Genomic DNA, 20,384 nt, shown 5'->3' on the forward strand with positions numbered 1-20,384 from the left:
CGACGAAGACGAACATTCCATGCGCTAGCGTCTTTCGCATGACTGACAGCGCCGGCCGGATCGCATTCATCCAGGCCACATGGCATCGCAACATCGTCGACCAGGCGAAAGCCGGGTTCACCGACGAGATCGTCTCGCTCGGATGGTCCTCCGAGAACATCGACTACTTCGAGGTCCCCGGGGCGTTCGAGATCCCCCTGCACGCCGCACGTCTGGCGCGCACCGGCCGGTACGCCGGCATCGTCGCCGCGGGACTGGTGGTCGACGGCGGGATCTACCGGCACGACTTCGTGGCCACCGCTGTCATCGACGGATTGATGCGCGTGCAGCTCGACACCGATGTACCGGTGTTCTCCGTCGTGCTCACTCCGCATCACTTCCACGAGCACGACGAGCACGTCTCGTACTACACCCGCCACTTCGTGACGAAGGGCGCCGAAGCGGCTCGCGCACTCGATGCCACCGTCACGTCGCTGCGCGCGTTGCCGACCGCGGACTGATCCGCGGCCGGCGCACGCGTCGGGCATTACCGCACCGGTCGCTGCGTCTCACTCTCGATGACAGGACTGCCCGTGACGGGAGTGACAGCGGGGGTGGACTCGGTGCGATTCCGGTAGGCGGCCCGGGCGTTCTCGTCCGATTCGAGAACGACGGACTGCAGTCCGAACGCGCCGGAGATCCGGTGCCGGGCCGCCTCCGGCATCAAGCGCAGGACGGCGAGGATGGCTCCCGCGGTCCGGGGCACGTAGCGCAGACCCGGACGTCCCGAGCCGATCACCGCGGTGATCGCCTGGGCGACGTCCTCGGGACCGACCATCGCGACGCGCTGGATCAACGCGTTGGGCTTGATGCCCGCAATCAGTTCGGTGCGTACGAATCCCGGCGCGATCGTCGAGACCGTGACGCCGGAACCGGCGAGCTCCTGCCGCAGCACGGAACCCAGACCGATCACCGCATGCTTGGTGGCCGAGTACACGGCGATCCCCGGTGCGCCCTCGATGCCGACGATGGACCCGAGGTTGACGATGTGACCGTGCCCCTGCTCGGTGAAGCGCGCGGCCGCGAGTTTGCAGCCGATGATCACGCCCCGCACGTTGATGTCGATCTGGCGGTCGGACACCGCGTCGGACTCGTCGAGGAACCGCCCGGTCGGCATGATCCCGGCGTTGTTGACCACGACGTCGAGTCCGCCGAGTTCGATTGCGGCGAGGTCGAGAAACTGCTCGAACGAGCCGCGGTCCGTGACGTCGAGTGGCAATCCGAGGACGGTCGAACCGAATCGGGCGGTCAGCGCGGCAGCCGTTTCCTCCACCAGGGCCGTATCGATGTCCCCGATGACGACCTGTGCTCCGGCGCGGAGAAGCGCTTCCGCGGTGGAGCGGCCGATTCCGCGTGCGCCACCGGTGATTGCGACGCGCTTGCCCTGTGCACCTCGGGTCATGTTGCCATCCTTGCTCTCGAGCGGATTGATGCGTTGTGCTCACGCTAGAAAGCTCGGTGCCGGTGAACCATGCCCAAACCGGCTGTTTCTTGTGAATTTCGGCCACGTGGCCGAAGATTGGCACCCGTGACGATCTTGGTCCCTCGCCGGGCCGCAACCAGTGCGCGGCTACTGGTGGACTTCGCCCGCGAATGCGGTCTCGAGACCGAGTCGGTCCTGCGCGGCACCGGAGTACCGGCAGAGGAACTCTCCGACCCCAGAAGCGAGATCACCGACGAGCAGGAACTGGTCCTGATCCGCAATCTCGTGGAAGCGCTGAACGACGCGCCGGGCTGCGGTTTCGCTCTCGGCGCTTCCTATCAGGCGGCGGTACACGGGATCTACGGATACGCCCTGATGAGCTGCGCGACGGTGCGGGAGGGAATCGAGGTGGGTACGCGCTACTTCGACCTGTCGTACGCGTTCTCCCGCGCGACGTTGGCCTACGCAGACGACGAGGTGCGGTTCTCGCTCGACGATCGTGAGGTGCCGCGCGATGTACGGGGATTCCTTCTCGAACGCGACCTGTCCGGAATCCTGGCGCACTGGACGGCGTTGTGGGGCAACCCGGTCGAGGTGCGGCGGATCGAAGTGAACGAGTCGCTGTTCGGTCGCATCGCACCGATGGTGCGTGAACACGGCTACGAGGTGGTGTCTGTATCCGGGCCGCACACGGTCGTGGTGGACGCGGCGGCGGTGGAACGTCCGATGCCCACCGCCAGCGCGGCCGCGTCGGCGGTGCTGCTCGAAGAGTGCGCAGAACTCCTTCAGCGGCGGCGATTCCGCAGTGGAACCGCATTCCGGGTCCGTGAGATCCTGCTTCGTGCCGCGTCGTCGGGTGCGACGCAACAGCGTGTCGCGGGGGAGTTGGGGCTCAGCGTGCGGACGCTGCGGAGGAGGCTCGAGGAGGAAGGAACGTCGTACCGGGAGGTCGTGGCGGAGACGTACAGCGCGGTGGCCGAGGAACTTCTCGCTGCAGGGCTGTCGGTCGAGCGGGTGGCACACCGCTTGGGGTATTCCGACGCGTCGAGCTTCACGGTAGCTTTCACGAGGTGGACGGGAACGACTCCGGGCCGGCGGGCCAGGGGAGTGCGTGGATGAAGGATAGGCAGCTTGATCCTTTTCCGGGGGAACGGCATTCGCGGCGGGGAAGGACGACGACATGGGAGTAGGGCGCACCCGACATGCGGGTTCGGCTGAGGACGCGACCCTGGAAGATATTCTGGATCGGACGGAATAAACAAATAACAGAAATATCCGCCATTTCCACCACCAACTCGTCTCGATCCCGCCAGTCACCAACACTTCACGTGACTCGCAGCTACGCCGGGGGTCTGTGGAAGTAGCGGGCGAGCCTGCGATGCCGGTGGGCGAACAGTCCCGCGATCACGCGGTGCGCCACGGCGACGACGATCGGTACACGCGACAGGGGCGCGCGCAACTCGAAGGTGAGGCGATCGTGGACACGGGTTCCGCCGGACGGCAGCGGTTGTAGTTCGCGTTCGTGCTCCCAGCGGCGCAGGAGCACCATGCTGGACTTCTCGTGGAACCGGCGACCGGGTTCGACGGCAGCGACGGTGAGGTCATCGAATTCGACCGGCAGTACCCCGAAGAGCAGGAGCGGTGCACGGCCCAGGCGCACGCCGACCGGCACCTCGTCGATGGACAGGCCCCGGACCGCACGCGGCATGCGCATCGACAGCACGGGAGCAAGTTCGTCGTTGATACCGCCGGGATCTGTGATGCGGGCCCAGACCGCGGGGCTCGTGGCGGGAAGGACCGACTCGTGTTCGACGACGACACATCCCACTGTGGGCACCCTTCCCTCGGGGGAAGGACGATAGCAGGAGTGTTACTGCGATCCCGAGAAGGACGAGGACAGCAGGATTCGGCCTTCGCTCACCTGCACCGCGTAGGTGCGTACCGATCCGATCCCGTGCGCGGCGCACGCACCCGTGTCGAACGAGAACGCGTACTGATGCAGCGGGCACACCACACCGGTGTGGTCGATCTGCCCGTCGGCCAACGGCCCTCCCTTGTGTGGGCACACGGCGTCGGTCGCGCGGACCGAACCGTCGGACAACAGGAACACGGCGATCTGCCGCCCGTCGACCGTATAGGTGCGCCCCTCGCCGCGGGTGAGACCCGAGACCGGTCCGAGGTCGACGACGGCACTGTCGTCCACGGCGGCGGTCATCGAACGGGGACCTGGGGGAGGGGCAGCAACGGCAGCGACGGCGCAAACTGCGCGGGAGACTTGGGGTCCGAACGGTCGAGCCAGGGATCACGGTAGCCGGCGACGGCGACCTCGACGCGTTCGTCCAGTCCGGACACCAAGTTCTCCTCGTCTCGAATCAGCAGGTCCTGTAGTCGGTCCAGACCGATGCGCGGCACGAAGGCGTAGGTCCGCTCGAGCCACTGCGCGTTCTCGCGGTAGTACTGGATGAACCGTCCCGCCACGGAAAGCACCTCGTCGGCGGAGCCCACCGTCGCGAGAAGGTCACCTTTGCGGACGTGTGCACCGGCGGCGCCGCCGACGTAGATCTCCCACCGCCCGTCGCCGACGGCGACCACCCCGAGGTCCTTGCACAGCGCCTCGGAACAGTTGCGGGGACACCCCGCCACCGCCAATTTGAGCTTGGCCGGTGTCTCGAGCCCCTGGAAGCGTTCCTCGAGTGCGATACCCAAATTCGTGGAGTCGCCCAGACCGAACCGGCAGAAATCGCTGCCCACGCAGGTTTTCACAGTGCGGAAACTCTTGCCGTAGGCGAAACCCGACGGCATATCGAGATCGGCCCAGACCTTCGGCAGGTCCTCCTTCTTGATGCCGAGGAGATCGATCCGCTGACCACCGGTGACCTTCACCATGGGCACCCGGTACTTGTCGGCGACATCGGCGATCCGGCGCAACTGATCCGGTGTGGTCACCCCGCCCTTCATCTGAGGCACCACCGAAAATGTGCCGTCCCGCTGGATATTGGCGTGCACACGGTCGTTGATATAGAGCGCGCCACGCTCGTCGACCCAGTCGGGGCCCCACAGTGTGCGCAACAGCGACGCCAGCGGCATCTTCGCGGAGGCATCCTCCCGGCCCCCGGTCGCGAGTTTCGCGAACACCTGCGACACCGCGCGCAGGTCGTGCTCGCGGATAGCGGCGATCAGGTCGGGTTTGGTCAGCGGGATGCACGGCACATACCAGTTCGCGGCGGGGTCCTCGGCGAGCGCGCCGCCGGCCGCGAACGCGACGATGTCACCCACGAGGGCCTTGCACGACCCGCAGCCCTTACCCGCCCGGGTGGTGGCGCAGACGTCCGCGAGGCTGGCCGCTCCGCCGTGGACACAGGCGACGATGTCGCCCTTGGTGACGCCGTTGCAGTTGCACACCTGGGTGCTGTCGGGCAGATCTGCCGCCACGTCGGCGCCCTGGGGCTCTCCGATGTCGAACAGCAGGGCCGCGCGATCCTGGGGGACCTCGATCATTCCGTCGAAGGCCTGTCCGAGCATCGACGCCCGGCCGATGTCGCCGAGCAGCATCGCGCCGATCAGTTGGTCGTCACGCACGACGACGGCCTTGTACACACCGCTGCGCGGGTCGTAGAACTGCACGAACTCGTCGTCTTCGCGTTCGGGTCCCTTCACGCCCATCGCGGCGACGTCGATACCGGCCACCTTGAGCTTGGTGGTGGTCCGCGAACCCTCGTACGCGGCGTGCGCGTCGGTGCCGGTGAGATGCTCGGCGAGCACGACGGCCTGCTCCCACACCGGCGCGACCAGTCCGTACACCTCGCCGCGGTGCTGCACGCATTCCCCGACTGCGTACACGCTCGATTCGCCGTCGCAGCGCAACTGATCGTCGACGACCAGGCCGCGCTCGACGAGAAGACCGCCGGTGCGCGCGAATTCGGTGTTGGGGCGGATACCTGCCGCGACGACCACCATGTCCGCCGGGACGACGGTGTCGTCGGAGAACCGGACCCCGACCACCTCGCCGTGGCCGTCGCGCTCGATGCCGATCGTGCGTGTACCCGTGTGCACGGTGACCCCGAGTTTCTCGATCTCGGTGCGCAGGACGCGGCCGCCGCGCTCGTCGAGTTGCTGGTTCATCAGGTGCCCGGGCGAATGCACGACCGTCACCTCGAGTCCCTGGGTGCGCAACCCGTACGCGGCCTCGAGGCCGAGCAGGCCGCCGCCGACGACCACTGCCGACACGTCGTCGCGGGACTCCGCCATCTGGAGCATGCCGTTGGTATCGGCGAGGGTGCGGAAACCGAACACGCCGCGCCCGAGGCGGCCGTCCGCTTCGCGCAGGCCGTCCATGTTGGGGAAGAAGGTCGACGATCCGGTGGCGACGACGAGCACGTCGTAGCCCGCCACCCGGCCGGATTCACAGGTGACCGTCTTGGCGAACCGGTCGAGGCGGACCGCGCGGTCGCCCGCGAAGAGGGTGATGCCGTGCTCGCGGTACCAGCTCATCGGATTGAGCACGAGATCGTCGTCGTCGGCGGTCGCTTCGCCGGACAGGACGTGCGAGAGCATGATCCGGTTGTAGTTGCCGTACGGCTCGTCGCCGATCATGGTGATGTCGAAGAGCTCTCGTCCACCTCGCGCGAGGATCTCTTCGACGGTGCGAGCACCTGCCATGCCGTTGCCCACGACGAGGAGCCGCCGACGCGGTGTCTCCGGTTGGGGCTGGGTCGATGTCATACTTCGAGGGTCTGCCGCGTCGGTGACGGATCGGCTGCCGGCGCGTTACATGCCGATCAGGAAGACCTCACCCCGTCCTTGCCGGAACTGTCAGGTCGCGGCGACGCAGGCATCGCGAGCGGGGTGACGACGGCGAGCAGCACCGCGGGCACGAGGAACGCAGCGGTCGGATCCGCCGAGTACACGGGCGTGAGTGCCAGCGGAGCGAACGCGCCACCGCCGAACCGGAAGGCCTGCACCACCGACACCGCGCCGCCGCGGTTGGCTCCGGGATCGCCCAGGACGGCGGCATTGACGCCGACGAGCACGCATTGCGAGGCGACGCCCGCGAGGAACCAGGCGACGGCGACGACCATGAGATTCGTCACCGTACCGACGGTGACCACCAGCACTGCGCCGGCGAAGGCACCGATGAGGACGGTGCGCCGCGCGCCGATCCGGTCGACGAGGATCCCGACGCGCCGGGCGGTGAGGATGCCGGCGAAACCGAGGACGGTGAGCAGCGCGCCGCGCTCGGACGGGGTGAGAGCGAACACGTCCTCGGCACGGAAGGCGAGGAGGAAGTTGAGTCCGCCGATCGCGCCCCAGCCGAGCAACGCCACGATGCCGATGCGGACGATGCGGGAACGCAGCGCGTCGCGAAGCCGGGCGGGTTCGCCGGCGGTGTCCTCGTCGACGGTGCCCGGTAGTCCGATGCACGCGAGCGCCAGTGCGGCGGCGGCGAGCACCACGAACGCCCATCGCCAGTCGATCTCGGCGGCGAGCCCGCCGACGAGCGGCGCGAAGGTCAGCCCGGCGGCTTGCAGGGCACCGAAGAGACCCAGTGCGCGACCGAGCCGATTCTGCGGTGTCAGGGACGCGAGGGCCGCGAGCAGCAGCGGTGTGGTGAAGGCGTTGGCCGCGCCCTGGAGCATGCGGGCACCGAGCAGCACGGCGAGAGTGGGGGCGAGCGCGGCGGCGACGGACACCACCGCGTAGGCGAGGTAGGCGAGGCGGACCGTGCGGGCCCGGCCCCAGCGGGCACCGAGCGTGCCGGAGAACAGCATGGCGGCGGCGAAGACACCGAGGTAGGCGGTCACGGAGGTGGCCGCGGTGGCGGCCGTGACGCCCAGGTCGGCGCCCATCTCGGGAAGCATCGAGACGACGACGCTGCCGCCGAACGGGCCGAGGAAGCCGCCTGTGTAGAGCGCCGCGCGCGGGAGTGCCGCGCGCAGGGCGCTCACTGGGCGAGTCCGCCGGGACCGCGTCGACGCAGGTAGCGCTCGAATTCGGCGGCGATGGCGTCGCCGTCGATGTTGGAGATGTCGTCGGTGATGTCGGATTCGGCTTCGGCGTCGCCGCGTTCTTCGAGTCCGCGGACGTAGTCGGCGACGTCTTCGTCGTCGTCGGTCATCTCGGTGACGGCCTCTTCCCATTCTTCGGCGAGGACGGGCAGTTCGCCGAGGGGAACTTCGACGTCGAGGATGTCTTCGAGCCGGCGGAGGAGTTCGACGGTGGCTTTGGGGTTGGGCGGGTGCGAGACGTAGTGGGGGACCGCTGCCCAGAAGGACACGGCGGGGATGCCGGCGCGGACGCAGGCGTCCTGGAGGACGCCGGTGATCCCGGTAGGTCCTTCGTAGCGTGATTTTTCGAGGTTGAAGCGTTTGGCGGCTTCGGCGCTGTATGCGGTGCCGGTCACCGGGACGGGCCGGGTGTGGGGGGTGTCGGCGAGCAGGGCGCCGAGAAGGATGACGGTGTGGACGCCGATGTCGTCGATGAGTTCGATGATGGCGTCGCAGAAGCTGCGCCAGCGCATGTTGGGTTCGATGCCGCGCAGCAGCACGATGTCGCGGTCGCTGCCGGGCAGTGCGCAGACCGACAGCCGGGTGGCGGGCCAGTCGAGTTCGCGGCTGACGCCGTCGACGAGCCGGACCTGGGGGCGGTTGACCTGGTAGTCGTAGTAGTCCTCGGAGTCCAGTTCGGCGAAGGGTTCGGCGTCCCAGATCAGTTCGAGGTGTTCGACGGCTCCGCTGGCGGCGTCGCCTGCGTCGTTCCATCCTTCGAACGCGGCAACGAGCACCGGATCACGGAGGACGGGTACGTCCTGGTCCGGGGTGTCGGAGTTCTCGCGTGCATTCACTCGTCCAGCCTACGACCCGGGCCGGTTCGTCCGCCCACTAGTCTGGTGGGCATGTCCACCCCATTGCACTCTGTCTTGCTCGATGCGTTGAAGCGGCGCGTTGTCATCGGAGACGGGGCGATGGGCACGATGTTGCAGGCCGCGGATCTTTCGCTCGACGATTTCCGCGGTTTGGAGGGGTGCAACGAGATTCTCAACGAGTCTCGGCCCGATGTGATCCGGGGGATCCATCGGGCGTATTTCGAGGCCGGCGCAGATGTGGTCTCGACGAACACCTTCGGTTGCAACCTGCCCAATCTCGCCGACTACGACATCGCCGACCGCATCCGTGACCTGTCCGAACGGGGCACCCGTCTGGCCCGTGAGGTGGCCGACGAGATGGGCCCGAGCGACGACGGGATGCCCCGGATGGTGATCGGCTCGATGGGGCCGGGCACCAAGCTGCCCAGCTTGGGGCACGCGCCCTACGCGGTGTTGCGGGATGCCTACGCGGAGGCCGCTCTGGGCATGATCGACGGCGGCGCCGATGCGATCCTGGTGGAAACCTGCCAGGACCTGTTGCAGGCGAAGGCCGCGATCGTGGGTAGCCGCCTGGCGATGGAGCAGGCGGGCCGGCGACTGCCGATCGTCACCCATGTCACGGTGGAGACCACGGGCACGATGCTGCTCGGTTCGGAGATCGGTGCGGCGCTGACGGCGCTCGAGCCGCTGGGCATCGACCTGATCGGGCTGAACTGCGCGACCGGCCCGGCGGAGATGAGCGAACACCTGCGGTACCTGACGCAGCACGCACGGATCCCGGTGTCGGTGATGCCGAACGCGGGGCTCCCGGTGCTGGGGCCCAACGGCGCCGAGTACCCGCTGGGTCCGGAGGAACTGGCGTCGGCGTTGGCCGGGTTCGTCGCCGACTACGGGCTCGCGTTCGTCGGCGGGTGCTGCGGCACGACTCCCGAGCATGTCCGGCAGGTGGCCGCGGCGGTACGTGAGGTGACGCCCGCCCCGCGCACGCCGGTGCCGGAGCCGGGTGTGTCGTCGCTCTACACGGCGATGCCGTTCGAGCAGGACGCGTCGATCCTGATGGTCGGCGAGCGCACGAACACCAACGGGTCGAAGGCGTTCCGGGAGGCGATGCTCGCCGCGGACTGGCAGAAGTGCCTCGATATCGCGAAGGACCAGATTCGCGACGGCGCGCACATGCTGGACCTGAACGTCGACTATGTGGGACGCGACGGTGCCGCCGACATGGCAGAACTGGCGTCCCGGTTCGCGACGGCCTCGACGTTGCCCATCATGATCGACTCGACGGAGCCGGACGTGATCCAGGCCGGTCTCGAGCACCTCGGTGGCCGGTGCGCGGTGAACTCGGTGAACTACGAGGACGGCGACGGCCCCGGCTCGCGGTTCCAGCGGATCATGCAGCTCGTCGTCACGCACGGCGCGGCCGTGGTCGCGCTGACGATCGACGAGGAGGGTCAGGCCCGTACCGCCGAACACAAGGTGCGGATCGCGGAGCGCCTGATCACCGATCTGACGGAGAACTGGGGGCTCGCACCGGAAGACATCATCGTCGACGCGTTGACCTTCCCGATCTCGACGGGGCAGGAGGAAGTCCGCCGCGACGCGATCGAGACGATCAGCGCGATCCGCGAACTGCACCGGCGACATCCCGAAATCCACTTCACGCTCGGCATCTCGAATGTGTCGTTCGGTTTGAATCCGGCGGCCCGGCAGGTGCTCAACTCGGTGTTCCTGAACGAGTGCACCGAAGCGGGGCTGGATACGGCGATCGTGCATGCGTCGAAGATCCTGCCGATGGCACGCATCCCGGAGGAGCAGCGGCAGGTCGCGCTGGACCTGGTGTACGACCGTCGCCGCGAGGGATACGACCCCCTGCAGAAGCTGATGGAACTGTTCGAGGGTGTGTCGGCGGCGTCGGCGCGGGAGTCGCGCGCGCAGGAGCTGGCGGCGCTGCCGCTGTTCGAACGGCTCGAGCGGCGCATCGTCGACGGGGAGCGCAACGGCCTCGAGGACGATCTGACGGAGGCGATGACGACGACACCGCCGCTGACGATCATCAACGACACGTTGCTGTCGGGGATGAAGACGGTCGGTGAGCTGTTCGGGTCGGGGCAGATGCAGTTGCCGTTCGTGCTGCAGTCCGCCGAGGTGATGAAGACGGCGGTGGCGTTCCTCGAACCCCACATGGAGTCCACCGGCGCCGACGGTAAGGGCCGGATCGTGCTGGCGACCGTCAAGGGCGATGTGCACGACATCGGCAAGAACCTGGTCGACATCATCTTGTCGAACAACGGCTACGAGGTGGTCAACCTCGGGATCAAGCAGCCCATCGCCACGATTCTCGACGCGGCCGTCGACAAGAGAGCCGACGTGATCGGGATGTCCGGTCTGCTGGTGAAGTCGACCGTGGTGATGAAGGAGAACCTCCAGGAACTCAATGCCCGCGGGGTGGCCGAACAGTTCCCGGTGATGCTCGGCGGCGCGGCACTGACCCGCAGCTATGTGGAGAACGATCTCGCGGAGGTCTACGAGGGTCAGGTGTCGTACGCCCGCGATGCGTTCGAGGGCTTGTCGTTGATGGACAAGGTGATGGCCGTCAAGCGCGGTGAGGCTCCGGCGCCCGACAGCCCGGAGGCGCTGGAAGCTGCCCGGAAGGCCGCCGAGCGCAAGGAGCGGCACGAGCGCAGCAAGAGGATCGCGGAGAAGCGCAAGGCGGCGGAGGCACCGGTGGTGGTGCCTGCGCGCAGCGATGTCGCAGCGGATCTTCCGGTGCCGACCCCGCCGTTCTGGGGTACCCGCGTGGTCAAGGGCATCCCGCTGGCCGAGTATGCGTCGCTGATCGACGAGCGCGCGCTGTTCCTCGGACAGTGGGGTCTGCGTGGGCAACGGGGCGGCGACGGCCCGAGCTACGAAGAGTTGGTGGAGACCGAAGGCCGGCCGCGGTTGCGGTACTGGCTGGACCGGTTGGCGACCGAGGGGATCCTGCAGCACGCGGCCGTGGTGTACGGCTACTTCCCGGCGGTGTCCGAGGGTGACGACGTGGTGGTGCTCACCGAGCCCCGCCCGGACGCGCCGGAGCGGTTCCGGTTCACGTTCCCGCGGCAGCAGCGGTCCCGGTTCCTGTGCATCGCCGACTTCGTGCGGTCCCGGGAGGATGCGCTCGCGTCGGGGCAGGTCGATGTGTGGCCGTTCCAGCTGGTGACGATGGGGCAGCCGATCGCCGACTTCGCGAACGAGTTGTTCGCCGCGGACGCGTACCGCGACTATCTGGAGGTGCACGGTATCGGCGTGCAGCTCACCGAGGCGTTGGCGGAGTACTGGCATCGCCGGATCCGGCAGGAACTGGCATTCGCCGGGGGCGGCACCGCCGCCGACGAGGATCCCGACGAGATCGCCGAGTACTTCAAGCTCGCCTATCGCGGGGCCCGGTTCGCGTTCGGGTACGGCGCGTGCCCGAATCTCGAGGATCGCATCAAGCTCGTCGAGTTGCTCGAGCCCGAACGTATCGGCGTGGAATTGTCGGAGGAATTGCAGTTGCATCCCGAGCAGTCCACCGACGCGTTCGTGCTGCACCACCCGGAGGCCAAGTATTTCAATGTCTGATCAGCTCGAATCCGGTTGCGCTGCACCGTCGATCGGGGCCACCCGACTGCAGGCGGTGCTGTGGGACATGGACGGCACGTTGCTCGAGTCCGAGCAGTTGTGGGACATCGGGATGCGGGAGTTGTCGCTGCATCTCGGTGGCCCGATGAGTGAGGAGACCCGGCGCGCGACGATCGGCGGACCGCTCGACCTGTCGGTGTGGCGGGCGTTCGCCGGTCTCGGTCTCGAACCGACCCCCGACGAGCAGACCGCCGCCGAGGACTGGCTCAACGCATACATGGCCGGGTTGTTCGCCCAGGGTCTGCGGTGGCGGCCCGGCGCGCAGGCGGCACTCGATGCGGTACGTGCGGCGGGACTGGGCCAGGTGCTGGTGACCAACACCGGCCGCCGGTTGTGCGACGTCGCGCTCGAGACGCTCGGCCGGGACCGCTTCGACCACACGGTGTGCGGTGACGAGGTGCCGGCGGGCAAGCCCGACCCGGCGCCGTACCGGCGGGCCGCGGAGTTGCTCGGGCTCGATCCGGCACAGTGCCTGGCGATCGAGGATTCCCCGACCGGCGCGACGTCCGCCGAGGCCGCGGGCTGCGCGGTACTGGTGGTGCCGTCGCTGGTGGAGGTGCCCGGCTCGCCGCGCCGGGTGTTCCGGTCGACGCTCGAGGGGCTGACCGTGGCGGACCTGCGCGAGTTGCACGGGTCGGGATCGCGCTGACATGGCGATTCCCAAGATCGTGTTGTTCTACGCGTTCACGCCTTTGCCCGACCCGGAGGCGATCCGGTTGTGGCAGCACACCCTCGCGTCGTCGCTGGGGCTGACGGGCCGGATCCTGATCTCCGAGCACGGCATCAACGGCACCGTCGGTGGGGACATCGCCGCGGTGAAGCGCTACGTGCGCGGACTGCGCGGCTATCCGGCGTTCAAGGACACCGACGTCAAGTGGTCCGACGGCACCGGCGACGACTTCCCGCGCCTGTCGGTCAAGGTGCGCCCGGAGATCGTGACGTTCGGGGTGCCCCACGAGGTGAAGGTCGACGAACACGGTGTGGTGGGCGGCGGCACCCCGCTCTCGCCACGCGCCGTGCACGAACTGGTGTCCGAGCGCGGCGACGAGGTGGTGTTCTTCGACGGCCGCAACCGGTTCGAGGCGGAGATCGGCCGGTTCCGGAATGCGGTGGTGCCCGAGGTGGAGACCACCCGCGATTTCGTCGCCGAACTCGACAGCGGCCGTTACGACCATCTCAAGTCCCGTCCGGTGGTGACCTACTGCACCGGCGGGGTGCGGTGCGAGGTGTTGTCGGCGTTGATGCGCAACCGCGGTTTCGAAGAGGTGTATCAGCTAGACGGCGGAATCGTGCGCTACGGCGAGACATTCGGTGACGACGGGCTGTGGGAAGGTTCGCTGTACGTCTTCGACGGCCGCATGAACGTCGAATTCAGCCCGGCCGCAACAGTGTTGGGCCGGTGCACCGAGTGCGGAACGCCGACGTCGCGGTACCGCAACCACCCCGATCGCGACGGCCGCGACCTGACGCTGGTCTGCGCGGGGTGCGTACCGGACCCCGTCGAGGCCTGAGGTGCGCGGAGCCCCGCTGCCGGTGCGGGACGGTCTCGGCCCGGACCGGCTGCGTATGCCCGCCGAGACGGACGCGGCCACCATCGTCGAATTTCTGCAGTCCCGTCACCCGGCGGAGGACTGGCAGGCCCGCGTGAGCGCCGGTGAACTCGTCGACGAACACGGCCGGCCGGTGGACGCCGGCACCCGTTATCAGCCGACCCGGTTCGTGTACTTCTACCGCGACCCGCCGCCGGAGGTGCCGGTGCCGTTTCCGGTGGAGGTGCTGCACCGCGACGAGCGACTGGTGGTGGTGGACAAACCGCACTTCCTGGCGACCATCCCGCGGGGCACCCACATCCGGGAAACGGTGGTCGTGCGGCTGCGCCGGGAGCTGGACCTGCCGCATCTGGTGCCGGTGCACCGGCTCGACCGGATGACCGCCGGTGTGCTGCTGTGCACCACCGACCCGCGCTGGCGGCGGCCGTATCAGGAACTGTTCGAGCGGCAGCTGGTCGTCAAAGAGTACGAGGCGGTCGCCGGATTCCGGCCGGAGCTCGCATTCCCGCAGGTCGTGCGCACCCGCATCGACAAGCAGCACGGTGAGCTGACCGCCGTGCAGAGCTTCACCGCACCGAACTCCGAGACCCGCGTCGAACTGCTCGAGCAACGCGGAGAGCGGGCCCGGTACCGGCTGCACCCCCGCACCGGGCGCACGCACCAGTTGCGTCTGCACCTGACGGCGCTGGGGATCCCGATCGTGGGGGACAACTTCTATCCGGTGTTCCGGCGCCGCGACCCGGACGACTTCACCGATCCGCTGCGGTTGCTGGCACGTGCGCTCGAGTTCCCCGATCCGGTCAGCGGGGCGACGCGGCGGTTCGTCAGCGCCCGGAACCTCGGGTGGTGAGCCGCGCGCCGGGCGCGGTGGTGTCCTGAATTCGGGGGGAGCGGCGCGGCATGAAACAATCAACCCCTGTGAAGACCTTCGATTCCCTGTTCGCCGAGCTGTCCGAACGTGCTGTGACCCGTCCTGAGGGGTCCGGCACCGTCGCCGCGTTGGACGCCGGTGTCCACGCGCAGGGCAAGAAGGTGATCGAGGAGGCCGGCGAGGTATGGATCGCCGCCGAGTACCAGTCCGATGAGGAGCTCTCCGAGGAGATCTCGCAGTTGCTGTACTGGGTGCAGGTTCTGATGGTGGGGCGCGGTCTGAAGCTCGAGGACGTCTACAAGCATCTGTGACGGCCGGTGCCGCCCCTTCGAGGTGGCTGCCGTCCGTGCCCGTGGACCTCGTCGATTCTTCCCTCCCTTTCCGAAAGGACGTTCGTCATGCTGCGCGTCGCAGTTCCCAACAAGGGCTCGTTGTCCGAGTCTGCCGCCGAGATTCTGCAGGAGGCCGGGTACCGGCGCCGCACCGATTCGCGGGATCTGACGGTCATCGATCCCGTCAACGACGTCGAATTCTTCTTCCTGCGCCCGAAGGACATCGCGATCTATGTCGGGTCCGGTGAGCTGGATCTGGGGATCACCGGCCGTGACCTGGCCCTCGATTCGGGTGCGCCCGTCGCGGAGCGGCTCTCGCTCGGGTTCGGGCGGTCCTCGTTCCGGTACGCCGGCCCCAAGGGCCGCGACTGGACGGTCGAGGACCTGCACGGGCTGCGGATCGCCACGTCGTACCCGAATCTGGTGCGCCGGGACCTCGAGTCCCGTGGTCTCGACGCGACCGTGATCCGGCTCGACGGGGCGGTGGAGATCTCCATCCAGCTCGGGGTGGCCGACGCGATCGCCGACGTGGTCGGGTCGGGTCGCACGCTGCGGCAGCACGATCTCGTGGCGTTCGGTGACTCGCTGTGCGATTCGGAAGGTGTGCTCATCGAGCGGGAAGGCTCCGATCGTGCCGATCGGGCCCGCAATCAGCTCATCGCCCGGCTCGAAGGCGTGGTCTTCGCGCAGCAGTACGTGATGCTCGACTACGACTGCCCGAAGCACCTGCTCGAGCAGGCGGTGCAGGTCACGCCGGGACTCGAGTCCCCGACGATCTCCCCGCTGGCGAACGACTCGTCGGTCGCGGTGCGGGCCATGGTGCCCCGCAAGGGCCACAACGCGGTGATGGACCGTCTCGCCGAGATCGGGGCGCACGCCATCCTCGCGTCGAACATCCGGTCGTGCCGCGCGATGCGCGCCGCCGAATAGCTCTCCGGAAGAGAACTACCGGCGGGCACATCCCGTCTCTCGCCTCAGGTGCGGTCCCGCGATCAGCGGGACCGCACCTGCACGTTCTGGGCGATGCGGCCGAGCGCACCGGCCTCGTCGTAGAGCACCCCGGCGGTCATACCGACGCCGTCGGGACCCACGGACGTCTCGGCGGAGATCCCGACCCAGGTGGGGTCGGGAGCGCGGAACAGGTGCACGGTCAGTTCCGTGTTGAGGAACAGCCAGCGGGTGGGGTCGAGCTTGGAGCCGACACCGTTGGCGACGTCGGCGACGGTCATCAGCCGGTCCAGCCCGGTGGGGGTTTCGCCGTCCACCAGCGGCAGCGGGGCACACACCCACGCCGCGGAGGGGCCCGGCACCCCGAACTCGGTGACGACCCGCCACTCGAGGGTGGAGATGTACCCGCCCGACCACGCCGGGTGACCGACCGAGCCCGCGGGAACGGTGTCGACCGGCGGCAGCGGCGGCTCCGAGGTGCGGGCGACGTCGGGCAGGTCGACGGTCTCGAGCCGCCAGCCGGTGCCCCGCGCGACCGCCCGGGCGGTGCCGTCGGGGGCGGTGGCCCACAGTTCGGCGACGACCAGTTCGATCTTTCGGCCCGGCCGGTCGATCCGGGTGCGCACCTCGAGGTCGGAGAGCGGAACCGGACCGAGCAGGTCGACGGTGATGCGGGTCAGCCGGGTGCCCGGGCGCGGCCGGTGCCGTTCGAGCGCGCGGGCGAGCAACGCGGACGGCGGCGCGCCGTGCTGCAGGTCGGGTCCCCAGGTGCTCACGGTGTGCTCGGTGGGCCGGAAACGTTCGATGCTCACGTCGGGGTCGGCCCCGGGATCGGCGGGGACGGGGACGGGCACGTAGTACGCGGCGGCGCTCACTGCAGGAACTCCTTGTGGGGATGGGACGGCACGGCGCCCGGTGGGAACCGGGCGCCGGATCCGATGATGGCAGTCGCGGCGCCGTGCGGCGCACACCGGGTGCGCCGCCGCCGGTGAGGGCGTGGTCGGTGGGGGGCGTGGTCGGCCGCCGGGCGCGACCTGGCACGCTAGAGACCCGGGACCGGCACCATGCGGGGTCCCGCGCGCCGAGGTCGGCGCGGTGATCGGACGAAGGTGGACACGGTGATGGCAGAAGGCGGACTCGGGCGCAGCGGACCCTTTCAGGTCGGGGACCGGGTGCAGTTGACCGACGCCAAGGGCCGCAAATACACCGTGGTGCTCGAGGCGGGCAAGGAGTTCCACACCCATCGCGGCGGAATCGTGCACGACGCGCTGATCGGCGCGGACGAGGGCTCGGTGGTGACCTCCACGAACGGCACCCCGTATCTGGCGTTGCGACCGCTGCTGGTCGACTACGTGCTCTCGATGCCGCGGGGCGCGCAGGTGATCTATCCGAAGGACGCAGCGCAGATCGTGCACGAGGGTGATGTGTTCCCCGGTGCGCGGGTGCTCGAGGCGGGCGCCGGATCGGGCGCACTGACGTGCTCGCTGCTGCGGGCCGTCGGCCCGGAGGGCACCGTCATCTCGTACGAGGTGCGCGACGACCACGCGGTCCACGCGGTGCGCAATGTGGAGACGTTCTTCGGGGAGCGGCCCGCCAACTGGAATCTGACGCTCGGGGATGTCGCCGACTACGACCTCGAGGCGCACGGACACGTCGACCGGGCGGTGCTGGACATGCTCGCGCCGTGGGATGCGCTGCCGGCGGTGGCCGACGCGCTGGTACCGGGCGGGGTGCTGATCGTGTACGTGGCGACGGTGACGCAGTTGTCGAAGGTGGTCGAGGCGATGCGGGAGCAGGCGTGCTGGACCGAGCCGCGCTCGTGGGAGTCGATCGTGCGGGGCTGGCACGTGGTGGGGTTGGCCGTGCGGCCGGAGCATCGGATGCAGGGGCACACGGCGTTCCTGGTGTCGGCGCGCAAACTCGCCGAGGGCACCGTCACCCCGAAGCCGCAGCGCCGGGCCGGTAAGGGCTGACCCAGCGGCTGCGAGTCCGTCGGGCCGGGAGTCCGACGGGCCGGGGCGCGATTATGCGCAGGTGATCCGGCCCATTTCGAGGATCGAGCAGGCGGCGTCGTCGTCGAGGACCCAGCGCCCGTCGTCGGTGCGGCTGAATTGCAGAGGCATCGGGGCGCCGCCGTGCGGCCCGGCGACCTCGGTGGTCGCGGTGACGGTGTCGTCGTCGACGACGGTGACCTCGCCGACGGTGCCGGTGAGCGAGTAGTCGGCGAGCACGCCCGTGAACTGGTCGAGTTCGGCGCGGTGCTCGTCGCCGTCCTCGACGACGGCGACGCGGTCGTCGGTGGTCGCGGCGGGGTCGAAGAACACGTCCACCGGCTGCTGCAGGACCGCCGCGTCGACCGGGGCCGCCGCGGTGGCAGTCGTCGTGGTGGCGGTGGTGGTCGCGCTCGTCGCTGTGCTGTCGGTGGTGGTGGTGTCCGACGACGAGTCGGAGCAGGCGGGCAGCAGTGCCACGGCGGCCACCGCGGCGGCGGCCAACAGGGTTCGGGTGGTCACGGAGTGGGTCCTTTCGGGACAAGGGACGAAACAGATAGTTAGGTTAGCCTAACAGCGCTGACCGGGTGCCGGGGAGGTGCCGGTCGAGCACACCGACACCTGTTCGGTACCCGACGAATTCGTGTCGTCGTACACATTCGGCCAACGCCCGGTAGCGTGGAATAACCACAGTGGAGGGAGTCGCTCATGAACTCACAGAATCCGGATGCGGTTGCGGCGGCACGGGAGATCGAAGAAATGCGCGCGGAGGTTGCCACCCTGCGCCGCATGCTCGCCGAACCGTCCGACCGGGTACGCGACCTCGAAGCCCGGCTCGAGTCCCTCACCGTGCGCAACGGCAAGCTGCTCGAGACGCTCAAGGACGCCCGGCAGCAGCTGATCACGCTGCGGGAGGAAGTCGACCGGCTCGGACAGCCGCCCAGCGGCTACGGGGTGATGCTCGAAACCTACGACGACCACACGGTCGACGTGTTCACCTCGGGCCGCAAGATGCGGGTCGCGGTCTCACCCAACCTCGACCTCGACGAGTTCCGGCCCGGCCAGACCGTCCGGCTCAACGAGGCACTCACCATCGTCGAAGCCGGCGAGTTCGAGCGGGTCGGGGAGATCACCACCCTGCGCGAACTCCTCGACGACGGGCGCCGCGCACTGGTGGTCGGGCACGCCGACGAGGAACGCGTCGTGTGGCTGGCCGCGCCGCTGGCTGCCGCGGCCGCCCGCACCCTCGACCCGGCATCGACCGTCTCCACCGACGAAACCGACGGGCCGGACAACTTCAAGCTGCGGCCCGGCGACTCCCTGCTCGTCGACAGCAAGGCCGGGTACGCGTTCGAACGGGTCCCCAAGGCCGAGGTCGAAGATCTGGTGCTCGAGGAGGTCCCGGACGTCGACTACGGCGACATCGGTGGCCTGGGCCGGCAGATCGAGCAGATCCGCGACGCGGTGGAACTGCCGTTCCTGCACAAGGACCTGTTCCACGAGTACGCGCTGCGACCGCCGAAGGGTGTGCTGCTCTACGGGCCGCCCGGCTGCGGTAAGACGCTCATCGCCAAGGCGGTGGCCAACTCGCTCGCCAAGAAGATCGCCGAGGCCCGTGGCGAGGACTCGAAGGACGCGAAGTCCTTCTTCCTCAACATCAAGGGCCCCGAACTGCTCAACAAGTTCGTCGGTGAAACCGAGCGGCACATCCGGATGATCTTCCAGCGGGCGCGGGAAAAGGCGTCCGAGGGCACCCCGGTGATCGTGTTCTTCGACGAGATGGATTCGATCTTCCGCACCCGTGGGTCGGGGGTGTCCTCCGACGTGGAGACCACCGTCGTGCCGCAGTTGCTCAGCGAGATCGACGGCGTCGAAGGGCTCGAGAACGTCATCGTCATCGGTGCCTCCAACCGTGAGGACATGATCGACCCGGCGATTCTGCGGCCCGGCCGCCTCGACGTAAAAATCAAGATCGAACGGCCCGACGCGGAAGCGGCACTGGACATCTTCTCGAAGTACCTCACCGAGACGCTGCCCGTGCACGCCGACGACATCGCCGAATTCGGCGGCGACCGTGCCGCCTGCATCCGCGCGATGATCGAACGGGTCGTCGACCGCATGTACGCCGAGTCCGAGGAGAACCGTTTCCTCGAAGTCACCTACGCCAACGGCGACAAGGAAGTCCTGTACTTCAAGGACTTCAACTCGGGTGCGATGATCCAGAACATCGTCGACCGCAGCAAGAAGTACGCGATCAAGTCGGTGCTCGAGACCGGCGCGCCCGGTCTGCGGGTGCAGCATCTGCTCGATTCGATCGTCGACGAGTTCGCCGAGAACGAAGACCTTCCCAACACCACCAATCCGGACGACTGGGCCCGGATCTCGGGGAAGAAGGGCGAACGCATCGTCTACATCCGGACGCTGGTCACCGGCAAGAACGCCAGCGCCAGCCGCGCGATCGACACCGAGTCGAACACCGGTCAGTACCTGTAGGAGCAGCCACCGTCCCGATCGGCGCCGAGGGCCGGTTCGTGCCGCTGGAGGACGTCATCGCGACCCACCTGGGGCAGTTGTTCCCGGGGATGGAGGTCACCCAGCACCACACCTTCCGGGTCACCCGCAACGAGGACCTGGAGGTCGAGGAGGACGACACCGCCGCCGCAGTCGTGCCCGCCGCGCCGACATCCCGGCCGACGGTGCGCGTGCCG

18 protein-coding genes and 1 pseudogene are annotated in these 20,384 nt (G+C 68.5%); 11 read left to right on the top strand and 8 right to left on the bottom strand.

The genetic code is table 11. The annotated features are described in order from the left end of the window. Nucleotides 1-38: 38 nt before the first annotated feature. Nucleotides 39-500, top strand: coding sequence for a 6,7-dimethyl-8-ribityllumazine synthase (locus ACFWBU_RS05830; RefSeq protein WP_378527770.1), 462 nt, complete (start codon nucleotides 39-41; stop codon nucleotides 498-500). Nucleotides 501-526: 26 nt separating this feature from the next. Here ACFWBU_RS05830 and ACFWBU_RS05835 read toward each other — a convergent pair whose 3' ends face one another. Further along, complete coding sequence (locus ACFWBU_RS05835) at nucleotides 527-1,441, bottom strand: SDR family oxidoreductase (RefSeq protein ID WP_378527771.1); 915 nt, start codon at nucleotides 1,439-1,441, stop codon at nucleotides 527-529. Between the two features lie 126 nt (nucleotides 1,442-1,567). Here ACFWBU_RS05835 and ACFWBU_RS05840 point away from each other — a divergent pair, with 126 nt between their 5' ends. Then, nucleotides 1,568-2,581, top strand: coding sequence for an AraC family transcriptional regulator ligand-binding domain-containing protein (locus tag ACFWBU_RS05840; RefSeq protein WP_378527772.1), 1,014 nt, complete (start codon nucleotides 1,568-1,570; stop codon nucleotides 2,579-2,581). A gap of 220 nt (nucleotides 2,582-2,801) precedes the next feature. Here the strand turns inward: ACFWBU_RS05840 and ACFWBU_RS05845 are convergent, their stop codons facing one another. From ACFWBU_RS05845 to ACFWBU_RS05865, 5 genes are read right to left on the bottom strand one after another with little or no spacing between them, the layout of a single operon-like run. After that, a complete protein-coding gene (locus tag ACFWBU_RS05845) occupies nucleotides 2,802-3,299 on the bottom strand; it encodes a hypothetical protein (protein WP_378527774.1) in 498 nt (165 codons plus the stop codon). Between the two features lie 33 nt (nucleotides 3,300-3,332). Next, the gene (locus ACFWBU_RS05850) at nucleotides 3,333-3,677 is read right to left on the bottom strand and encodes a Rieske 2Fe-2S domain-containing protein (RefSeq protein WP_378527775.1); all 345 of its coding nucleotides are present in this window, start codon (nucleotides 3,675-3,677) and stop codon (nucleotides 3,333-3,335) included. Then, nucleotides 3,674-6,184 (bottom strand): nitrite reductase large subunit NirB, encoded by a 2,511-nt coding sequence (gene nirB / locus ACFWBU_RS05855; RefSeq protein WP_378527776.1) that lies wholly within the window; start codon nucleotides 6,182-6,184, stop codon nucleotides 3,674-3,676. Before nirB ends, ACFWBU_RS05850 begins: the two co-directional genes overlap by 4 nt. A 56-nt stretch (nucleotides 6,185-6,240) precedes the next feature. Then, entirely contained in the window at nucleotides 6,241-7,407 is a 1,167-nt protein-coding gene (locus tag ACFWBU_RS05860) for an MFS transporter (RefSeq protein ID WP_378527777.1), read from the bottom strand. Continuing rightward, on the bottom strand, nucleotides 7,404-8,303 hold the full coding sequence (locus ACFWBU_RS05865; protein WP_378527778.1) for a PAC2 family protein: 900 nt from the start codon (nucleotides 8,301-8,303) through the stop codon (nucleotides 7,404-7,406). The genes ACFWBU_RS05860 and ACFWBU_RS05865 overlap by 4 nt, the downstream gene beginning before the upstream one ends. 51 nt (nucleotides 8,304-8,354) lie before the next feature. Between ACFWBU_RS05865 and metH the strand changes: the two genes are divergently transcribed. The 6 genes from metH to hisG all read left to right on the top strand — a co-directional run bounded on the left by metH (nucleotide 8,355) and on the right by hisG (nucleotide 15,667). After that, complete coding sequence (gene metH, locus ACFWBU_RS05870; protein ID WP_378527779.1) at nucleotides 8,355-11,924, top strand: methionine synthase; 3,570 nt, start codon at nucleotides 8,355-8,357, stop codon at nucleotides 11,922-11,924. Further along, nucleotides 11,917-12,633 carry an HAD family phosphatase gene (locus ACFWBU_RS05875; protein WP_296549358.1) on the top strand — a complete coding sequence of 239 codons (717 nt, stop codon included), beginning with the start codon at nucleotides 11,917-11,919 and terminating at the stop codon, nucleotides 12,631-12,633. The genes metH and ACFWBU_RS05875 overlap by 8 nt, the downstream gene beginning before the upstream one ends. 1 nt (nucleotide 12,634) lies before the next feature. Continuing rightward, nucleotides 12,635-13,495, top strand: a complete 861-nt coding sequence (locus ACFWBU_RS05880; protein ID WP_378527780.1) for a rhodanese-related sulfurtransferase — start codon at nucleotides 12,635-12,637, stop codon at nucleotides 13,493-13,495. 1 nt (nucleotide 13,496) lies between these two features. Then, a complete protein-coding gene (locus ACFWBU_RS05885) occupies nucleotides 13,497-14,384 on the top strand; it encodes a pseudouridine synthase (protein ID WP_378527782.1) in 888 nt (295 codons plus the stop codon). Between the two features lie 50 nt (nucleotides 14,385-14,434). Continuing rightward, complete coding sequence (locus ACFWBU_RS05890; protein WP_206037218.1) at nucleotides 14,435-14,716, top strand: phosphoribosyl-ATP diphosphatase; 282 nt, start codon at nucleotides 14,435-14,437, stop codon at nucleotides 14,714-14,716. Nucleotides 14,717-14,803: 87 nt separating this feature from the next. Continuing rightward, complete coding sequence (gene hisG, locus ACFWBU_RS05895) at nucleotides 14,804-15,667, top strand: ATP phosphoribosyltransferase (protein WP_169622269.1); 864 nt, start codon at nucleotides 14,804-14,806, stop codon at nucleotides 15,665-15,667. Nucleotides 15,668-15,729: 62 nt separating this feature from the next. On the opposite strand, the gene ACFWBU_RS05900 is transcribed toward hisG, so the two are convergent. Further along, nucleotides 15,730-16,560 (bottom strand): thioesterase family protein, encoded by an 831-nt coding sequence (locus ACFWBU_RS05900; RefSeq protein ID WP_378527783.1) that lies wholly within the window; start codon nucleotides 16,558-16,560, stop codon nucleotides 15,730-15,732. 246 nt (nucleotides 16,561-16,806) lie between these two features. Between ACFWBU_RS05900 and ACFWBU_RS05905 the strand changes: the two genes are divergently transcribed. Then, the gene (locus ACFWBU_RS05905; RefSeq protein ID WP_169622271.1) at nucleotides 16,807-17,658 is read left to right on the top strand and encodes a tRNA (adenine-N1)-methyltransferase; all 852 of its coding nucleotides are present in this window, start codon (nucleotides 16,807-16,809) and stop codon (nucleotides 17,656-17,658) included. A gap of 51 nt (nucleotides 17,659-17,709) precedes the next feature. Here ACFWBU_RS05905 and ACFWBU_RS05910 read toward each other — a convergent pair whose 3' ends face one another. Beyond that, on the bottom strand, nucleotides 17,710-18,198 hold the full coding sequence (locus ACFWBU_RS05910) for a nuclear transport factor 2 family protein (protein WP_378527784.1): 489 nt from the start codon (nucleotides 18,196-18,198) through the stop codon (nucleotides 17,710-17,712). A 186-nt stretch (nucleotides 18,199-18,384) separates the two neighbouring features. Here ACFWBU_RS05910 and arc point away from each other — a divergent pair, with 186 nt between their 5' ends. Together arc and ACFWBU_RS05920 are read left to right on the top strand one after the other, a co-directional pair. Beyond that, the gene (gene arc, locus ACFWBU_RS05915; RefSeq protein WP_072698186.1) at nucleotides 18,385-20,169 is read left to right on the top strand and encodes a proteasome ATPase; all 1,785 of its coding nucleotides are present in this window, start codon (nucleotides 18,385-18,387) and stop codon (nucleotides 20,167-20,169) included. A 32-nt stretch (nucleotides 20,170-20,201) separates the two neighbouring features. Next, a pseudogene (locus ACFWBU_RS05920) lies at nucleotides 20,202-20,384 on the top strand (hypothetical protein); the annotation flags it as partial.

This window comes from Rhodococcus sp. NPDC060084 (genome assembly GCF_042730335.1).
GTDB lineage: Bacteria > Actinomycetota > Actinomycetes > Mycobacteriales > Mycobacteriaceae > Rhodococcus.